Raw genomic sequence first — 17,259 nt, 5'->3', positions numbered from 1 at the left:
TTAGATGCACTTACTTGGCATCAACTCGCAAAAGTAAAGACATGAAAAGAACACCGATAGGTTCTTCCCGCATCAGCAAATCACTAACCAAAAGTTAGTATTCTGCTTAAGTTACGTTTGTAAAAATTTAAACTTTGCTTTCAGAAGCAAGCTGAGATAACCCCCGTAAATCTCAGATGCTGTGCCTGAAGGCTAGCTTCAACAGCTTTGAAATAACACTGGAAAAACAAATGGCTAGTAGCCATATCCCCAATTGATAAACCACCATGGATATGAATGGTCTGTCAGATAACACCCTTAGAATTCAAAGCAGCAGTAGTCCTAAAGACTGCAAAAAATGGAAAAGAGTTCCAATACTGTTTTGTACTTTAGCTTGAATCTAAAATTAGCTTAACCTCATCAACCCTGGAACGGCAAGTAAATTTAGATTTTGTTGTGACTGACTGCTTGTTCAGGCTTGGCTTCATCCTGAACTTTACTGAGAGAGCAAGGAGGGAGCCTTACTTAGGCAATCCTATATTGTCAGTCTTGGTGAAATCCCAGCGTCTGAATACCTTCTGTAGATAGTCCCAGAGTTTAGTGTAAATGGAACTTCAAACAGCTCAAGTCAAGCTGAGGTTAATCTCTATCAATAATTAAAGGCAAAATTGAGTAAACATGAACTTCAAAACTAGCGATTAGGCACTTGTTTAATCTATTCTGCGCTTCAACTCTCTGTTTCTGTGATGTATAGAATTGGTTTTGCATGATTGACATATGCGAGAAGCCTCAAAGAGATAGGCTTTGAGGCTTCTTAAAAAGAGTAGTCTTAAAAGACGAGCTTCAGATAGATTAAAGGGCTTGCTGAAGCTCTTTAGTCTAGGCTCGCTCTGAAAGTTGCGTCTGTGCTGCATTCAATCCAGCGCGACTGCCAAATATATTGATGGTATCTTCACCACCATTGAGTTCAATCTCTAGCAGTCGTCTGCTTACTCGATTAAAGTCAATGGAGCCACTATACTCGGTAAAATCAAAGCTATCAAAGCGCTGGAAACCCCAGATTGTGTCTGTATCAGATACGCCATCATTGAGGATATCATCACTGAATATGAAGGTGTCGGATGCTGCTCCACCCCGAAGAGTGTCGCTACCAACTCCACCTTCCAGGGAATCAGCCCCCCCGCCACCTGCAAGTAAGTCGTTGCCAGCATTACCTAGAATCAAGTCATTCCCTCGAATGCCCAATAGCCGATCATTACCGTTACCTCCTGAAACAGTGTCGTTCCCGGAGCCACCACTGATGATGTCCTTATCATCCCCCCCCAGAAGCACATCGTTACCGAGGCTACCGAGGATACGATCTTGTCCAAGTCCGCCTAGAACGGTGTCATTTCCTTGACCGCCCATGAGCACGTCATTACCGGCATCGCCTAAGAGAATGTCGTCACCCCGACGACCAATGATAAAATCGCGTCCCTCTTTGCCATCGATTAAATCAGCAACGTTAGTTCCTAACAAAATATTATTCGATTCATTCCCGACGACTGAATTTTCATAGGGAACGTCAAAGGCATTGTCTTGAATGAGATAGCCCTCTTCAGTGTTGCCACGCAGTACCTCAGAAAGACTGGTATTGGCGAAATCAGGATCTAATAACTGGATGTCTTCTAGCTCATTGAGATAGAAGAATCGATCGCTATCACGCGTTCGAGCAAACTGCTCAGCAATGATAGCGCTAAAGGTTGGGCCAAGAAGACCACCATGATCATCCGCCTGCTCAGAGATGCCTGCAATCCAGAGGTCAATTTGGTCGACTGTTTCATAAGCTTCTTCAAAGAGAGCAACGACATCATCTGCTATGAGCCCTAGGCCCGAAGATCCGAGATCATCAAAGCTATCGATGCTGGTGCCGAAAAGGGCTTCATAGACTTCAACATAGCCAGGTAAGCCGGTATCACGCCCTCTTGCAATATTTACAGAGGCTAGATCAAGCCCTCCGGTCCCTGCCTCGAATAGGAAGTTCCGCACCCCATCAATGACAAGATTATCTGCCTCTTGTGAAGCTTGGAGGATTAAACCGCGTAGGGTTGAATCAACGCCCTCGTCTTTGATTTGTTCGGGGATAAAGAAAGCATCGCCTAACGCAATCTCGCTGAGGCCATTTGTACTCAGGCGCTGTATTTGATCCGATAGTAAGGTGTGACCCACACGGTAGGCTGCATTAGCAAACTCTGTACTGATGGATGCCAGCACATCAGATTTATAGCCGTCGTACTCTGCTGTTGTTCCTTCACCAATCAACAGAGGTAGGAATTCATCATAGGTAATTTGCTGGATCTTGGCCCCTACAACCTTGCGGGCTGCTTGGTAAATAAACTCATCCTGCAGAGCATCGCTATCTGTTTCGTCGCTGGTCTCTGTGAACTGCTCAAACTTTTCGACTAATGCTGCTTCACCTGCTTCTAGGCGGTCAAGAAGATCTGCCGCAAGACGATTATGTTCACGCACGAACAAGGTGTGAACTGCTGTTAAGCCAATTTGCTCATTCGCTCGAATATCTCCGGCAACATACTGGAAGTCACCGAGGGTTCCACCTGTGGCATTTTCTTGCCTTTCTCCCGTTCCTTCATCAGGATTCTCTGGCAAGAGGACTTCGCCATTGTTGGTTTCTGAGAATTTGAGCTGCCCATTTGCAAAGGAACGTAAAAAGTCGCCCCGCTCTTCATCAGAGCCATACACACTGGAAGCATCAATAAAGCTGGTAATTAGATTGTCGGCCTGGCGGGGATTATTGATGCCGGTTCCTTCTGAAGCCCCTACTCTCAAAAAGGGCAGAAATGTTCCATCAGAGAATGTGGGATCGCCATTTGGAACCACAATGGGTGTGAATTCACCAGGGTTGTCTGCGGTTGACTCGTTTAAATCGAGGTCATGATCGATGAATTGTGCCCACTGCCATATCCAATCACTGGCATTCAGAAAATTAGAGACTGACTCTGATTGAGCAGCGATTGTATTACTGATAGTACGAGGATTGGGAAGGGATGAAGGCGGACTTGAGGGATCGAAGGGATTGGGAAAGTCTCCCCCACGTGGTGTACTGATACCGTCTTCAAAAGCATTCGTGAAGAGGCGCAAAAGTTGCTCGCCGGTGACGCCTGTATTTGTATCATTATTGTCAGAACCGTTGATGGAGCGAAACTCTAGACCTGAAGAGGCTTCTTCTACCTCAACTGTTTCTGCGCTTAAGTTGCTCTGCCCCATGATGCTCTTGGGAGCAGAGTCAAATAAATCAGAACTGAATATGTCAGTCATTAACTTAGACCTCGATAGAAAAAACTCACAGCATGAAATTCTGCCGCGTAGGCTCTTCACCCCCATACTTTTCAGCCTGTGGACAGCAGAGCCTACGCGCATCAACCTTAAGTCAGTGCACAAGAATAAAGGAACCGAGGAGAACAGCAATAAGTTCTCCTGGTCAAGACAGCAGGAATAAGACTGCCTGCTGTGTAGCTATGCTTATAAAACTTGAACCATCTGTGTAAAAAGCAGATTGAGAGACTGCTCAACTGCCTTATCCACTTGGACGTTGGATTAGCTTAAATAACTTGGTAACACCCCTATTTGAAGACAATGACTAATTGCCATACCCCCAACTGTATGCCAGTCATTGATGCTGATAATGTCTCAGATAACACCCTCAACCCTTAAAGCTTAATTTCTTTAAGGTAATCCTATTGCTCAATGACATTCAGGACTGAAAGCATGTTCCAGCACCTTATACGTCTATCGAACAGATAGCTAAGGATACAGTATCGCTATTAGTCCTGGAACGGCAAGTATATTTAGATTTTATTTATAGACTCAATGGTTCAAGTCTTGAGCGATTTTGTTGGGTTAAAAGGAAATAATGAGTGAGCTACCTTGAAACTTAGCGCCTTTAACAGGTTTCCCACGCAACTCTGAGGGTAGAAAAATGTTACGCCGTTGGTCTCCAGCTTCGATGGTGACTTCGGGGCCATATTGTGTCAACTTAACCTGTTTTTTATCAAAGCCAGGTAAAAACAGCTTGACCTGCTGCTGCGCGAGGTCGATTGTAATGGGCTGGGGGGCCTGTTCGGCTTCCGTGAAGCTGGGCAGGGCTGACATGAGGGGCTGCCAATGTTCACCGCTGCGAAATGGAATCGATTGAATGGGCAGGGGAGCAAACTGCTCTTCAATGGTGGCGGTCTTCATGCTCAAGCTGGGCTGATTTAAAAGAACGCCACCAACGGTTAAGCCCACTTGTTGGGCGCTGCCCCACAGATAGCGGGCTGTTGCGATGGCCGTTTCATCACTTGTGGTCACTAAATAAGCGGCGACTCTACGAGGATCGGCTACAGCATTTTTGCCTTCATCAAGTTGGTTGTTGACCTGCTGGGTCGGCTCGGCAAAGTTATCACCCGACCAATTGACCGTCAGTACGGCACTGGAAATGGGCTGGATAAAGGGAGATAGCGTGCGGCCAAGATCAGAGTCTGCAAAGACCTGCCGAAAGCGGCGAATGTACCAGCTTAAGACTTCTGGCATGCCCAGCATTCGCAGTGTGGTTTGGTCGCCAGGACCGTCAACAATAATGACGTCGTAGTCTCCACTGGCGTCATATTCACGAATGGCGTTGAGGGAGAGTGCACTTTCTAGGCCAGGGAGCACCCCTAGTTCTTGGCCGTACACGTTTTTGAAGAAGGGGGTACGCACATACTCAGCTTCAAGCTGTTTGACCTGTTCCCAACTTTTTTCGAGAAGAGCGGCTGTTTGAAATTGCACAGCGTTTAAGTTTGGCTCTACTGTTTGAGGCTCAGCGCCGACTGGTTTGCCCAGCAGCATTTCAAAGACTGGGCCTGGATCTTGAGTGGTCAGCAGGACGCGCTTACCTTGGCTGGCATATTGCTTGGCGGCTGCGATCGCAACCGTCGTGCGTCCTGTCCCCCCCTTGCCCAAAAACGTGAGAATAAAGCTCATGATTTATCGACGACCTTCGAGTTCATCTTCAAAAAACCAACTGCTGCTGTTATCGTTGAAGGCTACTACAACGCCCACGCCGCTACCGTCCGTCATTTTGTAGTCTTTTACAACCCCCATTTGACCCACTTTATCGCTAGCATCACCCGAGAGGCGATCGAGGATGCGAGCAACGCGGACTTTCTGACCTATTTTCATTCGAAGACTCCAACTGCTTAAGTTAAGTATTGTATCAGCCTGTGCGGCCCGAATGGTATAGATCTGAGAGATTGTTGCTAATTATGACGCTTTTCTCATTCATAATTTTAGTCTTCAATTCAGTTCACGGTTGTACGGTGTAAGCCATAACGGAGCGTCCTATGAATCGAAGTGAATACTAGGTAATGAATTTTGGCTGCAAAGCTGAGCAATATCAATACAATTAGTACATGAATACCTTCAATACTTTTAAGCAATCTCAATTTCAGCGCGTGAATGATGGTGAAATAGCGCCAATCCTCAGCGGCTGCGAGTCAGCTCGTCGCTTGCTAGTGATGGTGTGGCCCCAGTTAGGTGACTTTGATAGTCTTGAATATGCCTGGTGGCTGCGGCGAGAGGCTGAGTTACTTCAAGAGCAAGGTATTGTCTTCCGGGCGGTGGGGATTGGCGATCGCAACTCCGGCAAAAAGTTTTGCGAATATACAGGGTTCCCCGCAGACTGTTTATACGTCGATCCCAAAGCAGAACTCCATCAACAGCTCGATCTCTACCCTGGCCTAAGGCTTAAGGTTCCGGGCTGCTCAGTCGCTCAAAATGCCTATTTCAGTTTGCTGCTCATGTGTGCAGGGATTGGCAGTCCGGGAACGTTAACGGAGGTTTTTCGCGGATACAAGGGCGATCGCAACGCGCCTCAGTTGATTGCTGATGATGAAGTGGTCAAGGCGACACCACTGCCACCCGTAAAAGGTGAACTGTTCAAGAATGTAGGGGGCAAAGGTTTTCAGCGGCCCTTTGAGCTAGCGACGCTGAGGCTGCGGAATATGGCGGAGGTGTTGGGCAACTGGGGCACCTACGTTCCTGATGCAGCTCACATTACGCAGCGAGGCGGGACGTTTTTGTTTGAGAATGGAGAGCTGGTGTATGAGTTTTGCGATCGCAACATTCTCGGCTTCGCTGCCAACATGAGCCGTCCACTAGAGTTCTTATCTATGGAGTCTCAGTCTGAAACGGTTGTGCCCACTGCATCCTAATCTTTTCAGATAATCAGCTCCGTCGCGATTAACGCTTGGGTTCAATATAGAGCTGGGTCACATAATAGGTTGAACCGCGCTGCCAAATACCCACGCCCGTTTCAGTCATTTGGGGAAGCAAAATATTTTTACGATGTCCTGCACTGTTCATCCAGCCGTTGACTGACAAAGCGACAGGATGTCTGTTGTAACCAACCTTCATCAAGTTTTCACCAATTAAAGCTGCGCGCAGACCGGCGGCTTCAACGCGTTGTCGATGGGTCTCTCCTGAGGGGCCGATGTGTCCGTAGATATTGTAGGCAGCCATTTGTTGACTGTAGGTGCGCGCAACCTGGCTGAGTCTGGGGTTTCGCCTGAGGGCGGGCAGTCCATATCGCTGCCGTTGATGATTCACCTGCCGCAGAAGCTGTTGCTCCATTGTGGCAATGTTGGGTGACTGAGACGTTTGCTTAGCTATCCGGTAAGAAGTTGTTGAAGCCGCACTAGGGAGGGCGGGCTGCAAACATCCGTAGGCTAATGAACAGGCCATTAGCCCTAATTTTAGGGATATTCCCAAGCGGGATGACGTTCGTGAAGGAACGCTGCGACAGACAAAACTCATGAATTCACTCCTGCGACTGCTGTAATTGCGAGATCTCAAAGATTGCAAGACAACAATTCACTTTTGCGAACCACTATGGGAGGTATGAGGGGTTCTACCTTGTATCGAAGATTACAAATACCTTTATTTCCCCTTTCTGAGCGGACAGTATCCATCAGGCAATGCGGGTTGTTTCTGCTCTGCTTTTCCTGTAATTCGAGCAATGTGCTGCAAAATTTGCAAGATTCGGTAGGTTTCTTGGTCAGAGGTTAATGCTGCGAAGACGCGTGAAAAATTGTACTGCCTTTGCGTGTCAGAGGGAGCAAGCTTTACAAAGACTGAATCGTCGCCATTGGTCATCATGCCAAATCTTGGCAGTTTGGGGTGGGGATTTGTCATTAGGTCGGCAAGTGTTTGAGGTAAGGCTGACCAGATAGAAAGCGCTGTTTTTTTTGACTCTAAAATGACCACCCAAAGTTGGTTCTTAAGGACCAACACGTCTAAACGGCCCTGCAAGACCTCTTCACTGTCTTCGAGGTTGAGCTGTACTGCTTTTTCTGCACGAACCCTGAAGGGCGGATCGTAAAATCCCGCGATTGTCAGCAAAGGAGAAGCAAACAGGAGCGTGATTGTTCCTTCGAGCAAGTGTCCTTCAGATCGCTGGTAGAGATACCGACGACGCATGGCCGTTAAGTCTGTCTTCTCTTTTTCTGTCAGGCTAGGTAGGCTCTGAGACCATTCACAGAAGAACGCTTCATCCTCTGTACGAGTCAATTGAAATCGCTGCTCTGCCTCTGCGAGTGTGGTGATGGCTTCTGTAATCGCAACTGACATACAGCTAACCTAGCAATTTTGCTTCTATGCTAGCAGTCATCAAGGTCTTAAAGGCTCTACTCATGAAGCCGCTCACGGCATCCATCATCTGTCTTGGCAACAACATTAGCGGAATGGAGGGGCGTACAGTAATCCACCATCCTGCGCTAGCTTATTTTGGCCTCGGGGTAGGTTGAGCTTTGTGTTGGGGCCGAGGTTGCGATCGTAAATTTCAGCGTAATTACCAACGTTTTTGATCACGCGGACGGCGAAGTCATCAGGGAGACCGATACCGGTCCCCAGGTTATCTTCTTTGCCGAGAAATCTCTGAATAACAGGATCGTCGCTATCAGCAAACTGATCGAGATTATCGGAGCGAATGTCTAGATCTTCGGCTTCTATGGTGCTGTAAATGACCCATGTGACTACATCTAACCATTGAGAATCACCATCAGCGACGGCTGGCGCAAGGGGCTCTTTGGACATAACCTCTTCAAGAATGACGTGATCGTCCTGTTGCGGGAAGGCACTGCGGCGCGAGAGGAGCTGAGACCGATCTGAAGTGACGCCCTGGCACCGATCTTCGGCATAGGCTTTGTAGGCGGCGTTGATGTCTTCGTAGACAACAGGAGTGTAGTCAACCCCCAGCTTCCGCATCTGATCTGAGAGGTTTTGTTCATTGGTGGTGCCGGTCTGGGTGCAGACTGATTTCCCGGCAAAGTCTTTGAGGGTTTTGATACCGCTGCTTTTGCGCACCATCATGCCCTGGCCGTCATAGAAAACCACGGGGGCAAAGGCCATCCGGTTCGATCCGTCACGGCTGAGGGTCCAGGTGGTGTTGCGGCTGAGGACGTCGATCTCGCCGGTTTGTACAGCGGTGAACCGTTCTTTGGCGTTGAGGCGGCGGTAGTTGACGGCGTTGGGATCGTCGAAAAGAGCAGATGCGATCGCACGACAAAAATCAACATCCAGTCCCGAATACTCGCCCTCAGGATTGACAAAGCTAAATCCCGGCAGCTCGCCGCTGATACCGCAGTTGAGCTGCCCTCGCTCTAAAATGGCCTGCAGCCTCCCAGAAGAGGATGAACCGGAAGAGTCCAGGCTAGGAAGACAGCCGGTTAGCGTGCTGAGACAGAAAAGACCGGTCACCACGGCTCGACGGAAAAACGGACGATGCTTCATAACGGCTCTAAGCGAAGGACTGCAAGACAGCGGAATTGTCGCTGCTTCACAATTACAGCACGAAGAGTCCCACACACAAGCCTTTAGCACTAGCGGAAGATGCCCCTTAAGCCTGACACTGGGGTTGAGGGTAAAAGCAGCAGAAGGAGTGAATCATGTCACCGGTTGAGATTCTAGAACAGGCCGCTCAAAAGGCATTCAATGCTGCGGAGCGACCTGCCCCTGACGCTGTACGAGAAGCTTGTCTTGAGGCCGAGAACATAAGCAGACATTCCAGGGAGAGTCATGGCTTTGATCAACTAGTCGGGGACTGGCGACTTTGCTTTATCACCGGCACGAAAAAAACGCAGAAGAAAGCAGGGCCAGTGATGGGGGCCGGTCGATATTTACCGAAGCTGGCCTCTATTTCTCTGTCCTACACGCCCAGAGAACAGCCAGCGGAGAACTCAGGAGAAAAATTTACGGCGGGTACAATCGCCAACGACATCAAGTTTCTGGGCATTCACCTATCCGTTTCAGGCCCCGCGAAGTTTTTGTCACCTCAGAACATTATGGCCTTTGATTTTACGCGCATGGCGGTCAGGGTTTATGGCGTGAAGCTGTTCGACAGTTTTATCCGCAAGGGTGAAGCCAGTGAAGCGAAGTTCTATCAGCGGAAGGTGGGGCAACAGGCGTTCTTTGCCTATTTCTTGATCTGCGATACGGTGCTGGCCGCTCGGGGGCGAGGGGGTGGCTTAGCTGTGTGGGCGCGCGAGCCATCTTAAGTCAGCTCCTGAATCCAGCTTCAGAACGCTTTTATAATTTGATTCTTGCCTTTCGTTTTCCGCTGCTCTAAAAATTGCTCATTGCAAGTGACTCCCTTCTACTGGTTGAATCTAGGCAAAAGAGCGGCTCTCGATGTAGTACAAAAAGGCCAACAGATTCATCGTTAATCTGTTGGCCTAGTTTTATTTATTCAATTGACTCAATTGCAAATGGTTTAGGCAATCAACTCAATCTGACTGGCTTGGAGGTCAAAGGTATTGTTGAGCTGAGCGAACTGACCGCCAGTACCGAAGCCTGCTGCAGCGCCATTGGCATTGAAGTAGAGGCTACCATCATTGCTGTTGTAAGCGATGGATGCACCACTGCTTTCGGCGTCAGCCAGAGAGCTGACGCTGGCGAACTCGCTCATATCGATGATGTCACCGATGGCACCTGTCAGACCAAAGACAGACAGACTCAACTCCATTACATCATCGCTGGTAAGGTCTATGATCGTATCGGTGCCGAGGCTGTTGAAGCCACCGCCAAATCGGAACGTATCAGACCCGACTCCACCTACAAGTGTGTCATCGCTGGAGCCACCGACGAGAATGTCGTCACCGCCGCCGCCAATCAAGCGATCAGAACCAGCTTGACCTTCGAGCACATCGTTGTCGTTGCCGCCGTTAAGTGTATCGTTGCCGAAGCCACCCCTTAGTTGGTCATCACCTGCAGTGCCGATCAGACGATCGAGTCCGTTTCCGCCTAGGAGAGTATCATCTCCGGCTTGGCCGACCAGCGTGTCGTTGTCGCTCCCCCCACTCAGGAAGTCGTTGTCGAGTCCCCCTTGAAGCAGGTCGCTTCCTGTTGAGCCAATCAATATATCGTTGCCGCTGCCGCCTTGAAGAGTATCGTCTCCCGCTTGGCCCTGCAGCGTGTCGTTATTGTTGCCCCCATTAAGAAAGTCATTGCCGTTACCGCCAAAGAGGAGGTCGATACCGCTGCCGCCGAAGAGGGTATCGTTACCACCTTCACCCAGGAGGGTGTCACTACCATTGCCGCCTACGATGCGATCATTGCCATTTCGGCCATTGAGACGATCTCGACCATCTAAGCCTTCTAAAGTGTCGTCATCAGGGGTTCCTGAAAGGCGATCTGGACCAGGGGTCGCGCCATTGGGACTCCCGGCATTCTCAAAGAAATTGATTGTGCCAGGGCCATTTCCAACAACTAGATCGAGGTCGCCATCACCATCAACATCAGCCAAGACAGGTTGGCTTTCACCCCCCACATTAAACCCATCGAAGGGATTGCTAGTGCCGGTTTGCTCGATGTAGTTGGGACTGGTTGTACTGCCTGTGTTCTCAAAGAAATTGATTGTGCCACTGCCAGCCCCAACAACTAGATCAAGGTCGCCATCACCATCAACATCAGCCAAGACCGGTTGGCTTTCAAAGCCTACATTAAACCCATCGAAGGGATTGTTAGTGCCGGTTTGCTCGATGTAGCTGGGGCTAGTGGCACTGCCCGTGTTCTCAACGTAGTTTATCGTGCCATTGCCATCTCCCGTGACTAGATCGAGATCACCGTCGCCATCAAGATCGGCAAAGAAGGGAGAGTTGCTATCGTTTGAACCAACGCTAGGGAAAGGATTATCAGTGCCAGTTTGTTCGATGTAGCTAGGGCTAGTGGCACTGCCTGTATTTTCAAAGAAACTCAGGCCACCGAAGGATTGTCCAATAACCAGATCAAGATCATCATCGCCATCAATGTCGGCAAAGGTGGGGGTGCTTTCACTTCTAGAAATACCGTCGAAAGGGTTATTGGTGCCGGTTTGTTCAACATAGCTGGGGCTAGAGGCACTACCCGTATTCTCAAAGAAGTTTAGAATGCCATCGGAAAAGTCCCCGATCAGTAGATCAAGATCCCCATCGTCATCAATATCGGCAAAGGTAGGGTGGCTGTCACTTCCAACATTAATCCCATCAAAGGGGTTATTGGTGCCGGTTTGTTCGTTAAAGGTGGGCATTAATCGTCTCAACTAATAATTTAATGAAGAACAGATTGAATTCCTTCACCTATGTTGAGGTGAAGGAAAAGCGATGGGACTCCCCCGTCCTAAGACAGATCCCAGAGCTTCCCAGGAGACTCTTCCAAGTAGAAAATCCACGACTGGGGTTGGAATAGCGGTAAACCTGCTGCAGTTTTCGCATAATCTCCGCTATATGGCAGCCATCCCACCTGCATGAGTGGCAGGATGGACTGTCTTTTGCTCATAAGCAACAGCACTGTCACAAATGAGCAAATCTTTGAAACCCGCCGCTGCGCAGATACTGGCTTCCGTTTGTGATGCATCAGGATGGGTGAGCAACGGCAACCAGGCTGAGAGTGCAATCGCCGTCGAACCGACCCTGTAGGTGCAGGCGTCTAGGAGCAGATCCGAACAGCGATAGCGGGTTAAATATTCGTTAAAGGGTAGCTGAGGAGCAAAGATCAGTTGGTCAGGATCAAGCTCCTGGGCGCGTGCGGCTTGGCGCACGTTGACCTTGACTGAGTTTGTCCTATCAAAGAGCAATAGCGCTGCTCCCGGAACCTGCCGCAACATCTGTTGTTCGACAGACTCAGATGGAACCACTTCACGGATTTTGAGGTTATCGGTCGTGTAAGCCAGTTCAGGGATATAGATGCGATCGCAACTCTGACGCAACCCTCGTGCCCTTAGCAAATGATCGAGCTGCCACTTCTGATGGCGAGTACTCATGCAGAGGCAATTATTCTGGGCAAATTGACCCATCGGCTTGTCAACCAAGCGTTCACGCATTGTTTATACGTCCTTCTGGACGAGACTCACGCAGAAAAGACGGTTGGTTTGATGAGTGGTAAAAGCTACATTCAGGTCTTGATGCTGTAACCCATTGGGTAACCCTTCAGAATGAGTCACTTTTAGCTGGGAGGCTATAGCTGGGGGTTCGAAATTTTTATCGTCAGCGGAGAATTTCACAACGTTCAGTAAACGTTGCGGGTTCAAAGACGCAATCATAAATAAATCCGAGCAACTGGCAGAAGAAGAAGTCTATATAGAATTTTGAAATTTAAATTATTAAGCTGTCTGAAATTGAGTGTACCCAGCTAAAAACTTTGTATAACAATGGAATTCAACACGTAGCGGTAAGCAAAAACAAACGCGAAAATATACAAAATTTCTCTGGAAATATTTTTTGTAGAACTCCATCTCATCATGCTTCTATTGTTTTTAGACACGTTTTTATTGCCTAGATGTGATTCTGAGGTATGCCAACATCATGCGAAAGTTGTTTTTGAAACCAACAAAGTAGAACATCAAAGCATACAAAAAAACCTGAATTTCTGGAGCAGAAATATTCGAGCGTTAACTATCACTTTTGTAGAGCAAGGGTTACAGCGTTATACCTAGTATTTAGGATGATAATAACTGAGTGTTTATAGCTCAATAAAATAAGACTTAAAAACATACAGGATTTCTCCAAGCTGTTTTCTGCTGGTACAGCTTCTGTTTTGCTTTTTGTGGCTTGGGGTAAGCGTTTCAGCCTCGTGGTGCAATCTTCAAAAACGCAATGGCTATCGTTTTAAGTTTCTTGTCGCCTGATCGTGTCTGACGGACGGCTGATTTCTTTTGATGTCATATCGCAGGCTTGATAGCTTACTGATCTGGAGCTGTGCGGTCTAAGCAAATGAAGACATTGCGGGATAATCTATGTGAGAGTAGGCCTGTTCTTGATGAGAGAGACAGCGGTTGATCGATGCGATCGCAACCGTCTCCATTCTTCAATTCCCCTCAATTAAGATGGGCCGCATTCTCCGTGAAGCGGCCCAAAAAGATGAAGGCAGCACGATGGGGACTTTCCTGTCTTAGAACAGATCTCAGAGTTTCTCTAGCGTTTCTTCCCAGTGAGAGATCCATTGCTGGGGTTGAAACAGCGGTAAATTGCTGCGATTGCCGCGTAACTTCTGCCGTAGGGTCGCCATCTCTTCTGCGTGAGTTGCAAGATGCACAGCCCTTTGTTCGTAGGTCAATATGCTGTCGCAAATCAGCAAGTCTTCTAAGCCCGCTGCCGCGCAAATGCTGGCCCCCATCCGTGAGGCATTGGTCTCGCCTGGATGGGTCAACAAAGGTACTCCTGCAGAGAGCGCGCAGATTGCGGTCGAACCCGCTCCATAGGAGAAGGTATCCAGAAACAAATCAGCAAATTGATAGCGGGCTAAGTATTCGTCAAAGGGGAGCCGAGGGGCAAAAATCAATCGCTCTGCCGCAACCCCATGAGCCTGGGCGGCCTGACGCAGATTCACCTTGACCGGGTCTGGCCCATCTGAGAGCCAAAGCACTGAGTTTGGTACCTGCTGCAAAATCTTCATCCACACCGAAAACACCGTCGGTTCGATCTTGCGATGGAGATTAAAACAACAGAACACAAACCCCTTTGCAGGTAAACCATAGTCCTGGCGGGTCTGCTTTAAATTCCCTTGTTTTAGTACCTCTTGATCTATCTCGGCCTTTGGCAAACAAGACTCTGCGAATGTTGGCGATACCACAAACTGATGCGGTAGGTAGACCACCTGCTCAGTACAGTGAGCTGCCAATGCAGGCGGCACGACCCACTCATCGGTGATCAGATAATCGATACTCTCTGAACCGGTGGTATCGGGATAGCCTAAATAGCTGCACTGAATTGGTGCGGGACGCAGCGCAAAAATCTCAGGTCGAGAATAGGTGGTGTAACCCGCTAGATCAATCAAAATATGAATGCCATCAGCATGAATGCGGTGAGCACTCTCTTCCGGCAATAGCTGGGAGCAGTCGATAAAATGATCGCACCCGGCCTCAATGTTGGCCTGCACTGAATCTTCGGCATGGCGGAGGCTATAGGCAAAGATTTCAAAGCGATCGCGGTCGTGGTACTGAAACAAATCTTGCATCAGCCAGCCCACCGGATGATTGCGGAAATCAGGCGAGACGTAGCCAATCCGCAGTTTATCGACAGGCCCCTGAGGATGCTGGAAATGACATCGTTCTTTAGTCTCGGCCATGCGTCGCTGAATCTGCGCTGCGTGGTGTTCGTTCACGGCCCGATGCAATGCTGGCGATGCGGGGAAAACGCTCAGGCTCAAGGGGGCGAGGGCAGGACTGTCGGTCTGAGCAATGTGCGTCTCAAGGCGCTGCAGTAGCTCTGTCATACGCGCATCGTCGTGCTGCCAGTTGCAAAGCTGCCGCCGCACATAGCTAAGCTGGTAAGCGGCTAAATGCTGCCACTCTAGGCAGGTATTAAATAGCTTCTGGTAGCAGGCACGAGCAACCGCTAGTTGCCCTTGGGCCTCAGACAAAAAGCCTAGCTCTAATAGAGCGGCTGAGTGTTCCGGCTGGAGCTTTAAAACCTGCCGAAAACAGGCGTTTGCCTGCTCTAAATGGTCCTGAGTCAGCGATACCTTGGCAAGGCCGTAGTGGGCTTCTACTTGTTGGGGATCGGCTGCAAGGGCCGCTTGATAATGCACTGCAGCGTTTTTTTGCTGGCCTGCTGTTGCGTGCAGCTTGGCTAGATTGAGATGGGCTACGGTTAAGTCGGGCTTGAGGGCAATGGCGGTTTGATAGGATGCGATCGCATCTCCCGTTTTCCCCTGAATCTGCCAGATCGCCCCTAGGTTGGCGTGGGCCTGCGCGACGTTGGGATTGCGTTCTAAGAGGGCTTGATAGGTTGCGATCGCATCTTCTGTTTGCCCCAACTGCTGATAGGCATTGCCCAGTTGGTTATAGGCGGCGAGGTGGTCGGGGCGTTGGCGAAGGGCCTCAGTAAAGCAAGCGATGGCTGCGTCTAGATCTCCTTGCTTAGCAAAGGCTTTGCCCTGCTCAAAGGGGTGTGGTGCCTCTTTCTCAAGCTGCGGTGCGAAATTTTTGTGCCATCTATGCTGGGTGTGGTTCTGAGAGAGGGCTTGCCAGCCCAAGTTTTTCAATAAAGGCTCTATCTGGGTAAGGGCAGTGGCCTCGTAGGCGATTAACAGTTTAGTGCAGCCCTCTTGGCAGACTTTCTGCTCCAGAATTGCCATCAACCGCTGTCCGATCCTTTGTTGCCGGTACTCTGGGGTCACCCAAAGCGAGATCACCTCAGCCGACTGATCGGGCAGCAGCTCAGCCACACCGAAGGCCACCATGTCGCCCTCTACCGACGCTGATACGCCGAGCATCTCGCCGCGCTGAGGCTGCTGTGACCAGCGCTGCCGTAGACGCGGAAACGTGAAATCGTCGTAGTCTGCCAGATTTTCTGGTGTCAGATGGTAAACGTGCTGAAACTTAAGGGAGTCTAAAGCGGCAGCGATCGACGGGACTGAAGCCGTTGAGGAGCTTGACTGCCCATCCCAGACGGTGCGGGGTACGCCAGCAACGGGGGCTTTGCCTGCCAAACTCGGGCGCTTGACCGTGGGTTTTGTGACCACAATCCCTTCAGCCTCTGGGAAGGTGACTAGCCGCTCAATTTCATCAGACTGGAACCCTAGAGATTGCGGCTGGCGGACGTTGGGTAGCACCACCACATCAAAAAGCTCTTCAACGACTCCCTCTAAACGCAGCCAATGCAAAACGTTGCCGGTCTCTAGGTCAACAACCATCAAGCCACAGTGGGGGCGATCTCCCGCTGCCGTTAGTCGTTTTTCCAGCGCTAGACCGGTGAAAGATTTTGACCTCAATTTTGATAGACCGATCACGGCGACGTTGCCGCAAAAGGTCATTCCCCGCACGAAGCCGGGGCAGAAGGTGAGCGGGACAAAGGCACCGCTGTCGAAGTCGATGTGACCGAGTTCACCGGTCCCTGAATTGAGCAACCAGAGCTTGCCGCGATACCAGCGTGGCGAGTGGGGCATTGAGAGGCCCGTGGCGATCACTTCGTTGGCTTGGATATCCATCACGACGCCGCCGTCAACCCGGTGGTGACGCCAACTGGCGGCTGTATTGGTGCTGCTACAGGCGGTCATGTAGGCCGGTTTGCCCTCTCGCAGGGCGAGGCCGTTGAGGTGACAGCGATCTTCGGCGACCCATTTCGAGATAAAGGGCGGTCGCCATTGCGGTACAAAGCTATAGTCAGGGCTGAGACGGGCTAAACAGTTGAAGTCGGTATTCACAAACAGAAGTTCGCCGGATGCGTCGATAACCACGTCGTGAACGTTGAGGTCGCCGGTTGTGTGCGCTAGTTTTGGGGTGTAGATGAGATCGCAACCCTGACGCAGTTCTCCGGGTCTTAGCAGATTATCGAGCTGCCATATTTGATAGCGGGTACTCATGTAGAGGCGATTGTCCTGGGCGAACAGGCCCATTGGCTTATCAAACAAGCGTTCATGTAGCGCCATTTTCCCTGCCTGTGTCGTGCCCAGACAAAATAAGCGATTCGTTTGGTAGGTCGTAAAGGCTAGACTGAGCTGCTGTTGCTGCAGCCAATGGCCGAACCCTTCAGAATGGGTAGCCTCTAACGTTGGCGCGGCGACACCTGCGTCACCGCCAGGAGTACTCGATAAACGTGGCTCATTCAAAGAAGCGGTCATGTATCAATCTGGGGTAACAATAAAGTCATTGCGGGTCAAAGGTTATAGAAAGCAGCCATGTCCTGATCATGAGAGGGGAACGCTAGCCTCAAACTTTTCTATAAAATGCGCTCACTCTTTTGCTTTCAGTGTGCCCAGTCAAAATATAAATCTACGCCATATCGCAATCGT

Annotated in this window: 11 protein-coding genes; 2 read left to right on the top strand and 9 right to left on the bottom strand. The window is 49.7% G+C overall.

Annotated elements, in window-relative coordinates; translation table 11 throughout:
* Window positions 1–858 precede the first annotated feature (858 nt).
* From C1752_RS02610 to petP, 3 genes are all read right to left on the bottom strand, one after another.
* Window positions 859–3,294 (bottom strand): peroxidase family protein, encoded by a 2,436-nt coding sequence (locus C1752_RS02610; RefSeq protein WP_158534994.1) that lies wholly within the window; start codon window positions 3,292–3,294, stop codon window positions 859–861.
* Between the two features lie 582 nt (window positions 3,295–3,876).
* Window positions 3,877–4,980, bottom strand: a complete 1,104-nt coding sequence (locus C1752_RS02605) for a Get3/ArsA fold putative tail anchor-mediating ATPase NosAFP (RefSeq protein WP_110984476.1) — start codon at window positions 4,978–4,980, stop codon at window positions 3,877–3,879.
* A 3-nt stretch (window positions 4,981–4,983) separates the two neighbouring features.
* Window positions 4,984–5,178 carry a cytochrome b6f subunit PetP gene (petP, locus tag C1752_RS02600; RefSeq protein ID WP_110984475.1) on the bottom strand — a complete coding sequence of 65 codons (195 nt, stop codon included), beginning with the start codon at window positions 5,176–5,178 and terminating at the stop codon, window positions 4,984–4,986.
* 230 nt (window positions 5,179–5,408) lie between these two features.
* On the opposite strand from petP, the gene C1752_RS02595 reads away from it, so the two are divergent.
* Complete coding sequence (locus tag C1752_RS02595) at window positions 5,409–6,209, top strand: peroxiredoxin-like family protein (protein ID WP_110984474.1); 801 nt, start codon at window positions 5,409–5,411, stop codon at window positions 6,207–6,209.
* 28 nt (window positions 6,210–6,237) lie between these two features.
* Here C1752_RS02595 and C1752_RS02590 read toward each other — a convergent pair whose 3' ends face one another.
* From C1752_RS02590 to C1752_RS02580, 3 genes are all read right to left on the bottom strand, one after another.
* Window positions 6,238–6,810: a CAP domain-containing protein gene (locus C1752_RS02590; protein WP_110984473.1), complete on the bottom strand. Its 573-nt coding sequence runs from the start codon at window positions 6,808–6,810 to the stop codon at window positions 6,238–6,240.
* A 123-nt stretch (window positions 6,811–6,933) separates the two neighbouring features.
* Window positions 6,934–7,623 (bottom strand): type I restriction endonuclease subunit R, encoded by a 690-nt coding sequence (locus C1752_RS02585; RefSeq protein WP_110984472.1) that lies wholly within the window; start codon window positions 7,621–7,623, stop codon window positions 6,934–6,936.
* A gap of 105 nt (window positions 7,624–7,728) precedes the next feature.
* Window positions 7,729–8,784 (bottom strand): amino acid ABC transporter substrate-binding protein, encoded by a 1,056-nt coding sequence (locus C1752_RS02580; protein ID WP_110984471.1) that lies wholly within the window; start codon window positions 8,782–8,784, stop codon window positions 7,729–7,731.
* 155 nt (window positions 8,785–8,939) lie between these two features.
* Between C1752_RS02580 and C1752_RS02575 the strand changes: the two genes are divergently transcribed.
* A complete protein-coding gene (locus C1752_RS02575) occupies window positions 8,940–9,548 on the top strand; it encodes a hypothetical protein (protein ID WP_199464254.1) in 609 nt (202 codons plus the stop codon).
* A 215-nt stretch (window positions 9,549–9,763) separates the two neighbouring features.
* On the opposite strand, the gene C1752_RS02570 is transcribed toward C1752_RS02575, so the two are convergent.
* The 3 genes from C1752_RS02570 to C1752_RS02560 all read right to left on the bottom strand — a co-directional run bounded on the left by C1752_RS02570 (window position 9,764) and on the right by C1752_RS02560 (window position 17,088).
* The gene (locus C1752_RS02570) at window positions 9,764–11,557 is read right to left on the bottom strand and encodes a calcium-binding protein (protein WP_110984469.1); all 1,794 of its coding nucleotides are present in this window, start codon (window positions 11,555–11,557) and stop codon (window positions 9,764–9,766) included.
* Between the two features lie 192 nt (window positions 11,558–11,749).
* Window positions 11,750–12,349: a tetratricopeptide repeat protein gene (locus C1752_RS02565; protein WP_110984468.1), complete on the bottom strand. Its 600-nt coding sequence runs from the start codon at window positions 12,347–12,349 to the stop codon at window positions 11,750–11,752.
* A 1,079-nt stretch (window positions 12,350–13,428) separates the two neighbouring features.
* The gene (locus C1752_RS02560; protein ID WP_110984467.1) at window positions 13,429–17,088 is read right to left on the bottom strand and encodes a TIGR03032 family protein; all 3,660 of its coding nucleotides are present in this window, start codon (window positions 17,086–17,088) and stop codon (window positions 13,429–13,431) included.
* Window positions 17,089–17,259 lie beyond the last annotated feature (171 nt).

The organism is Acaryochloris thomasi RCC1774 (assembly GCF_003231495.1).
In the GTDB taxonomy this organism is placed as follows: Bacteria; Cyanobacteriota; Cyanobacteriia; order Thermosynechococcales; family Thermosynechococcaceae; genus RCC1774.
Note: the sequence above shows the minus strand (reverse complement) of the source record. Positions and strands in the feature narration are given on the sequence as shown.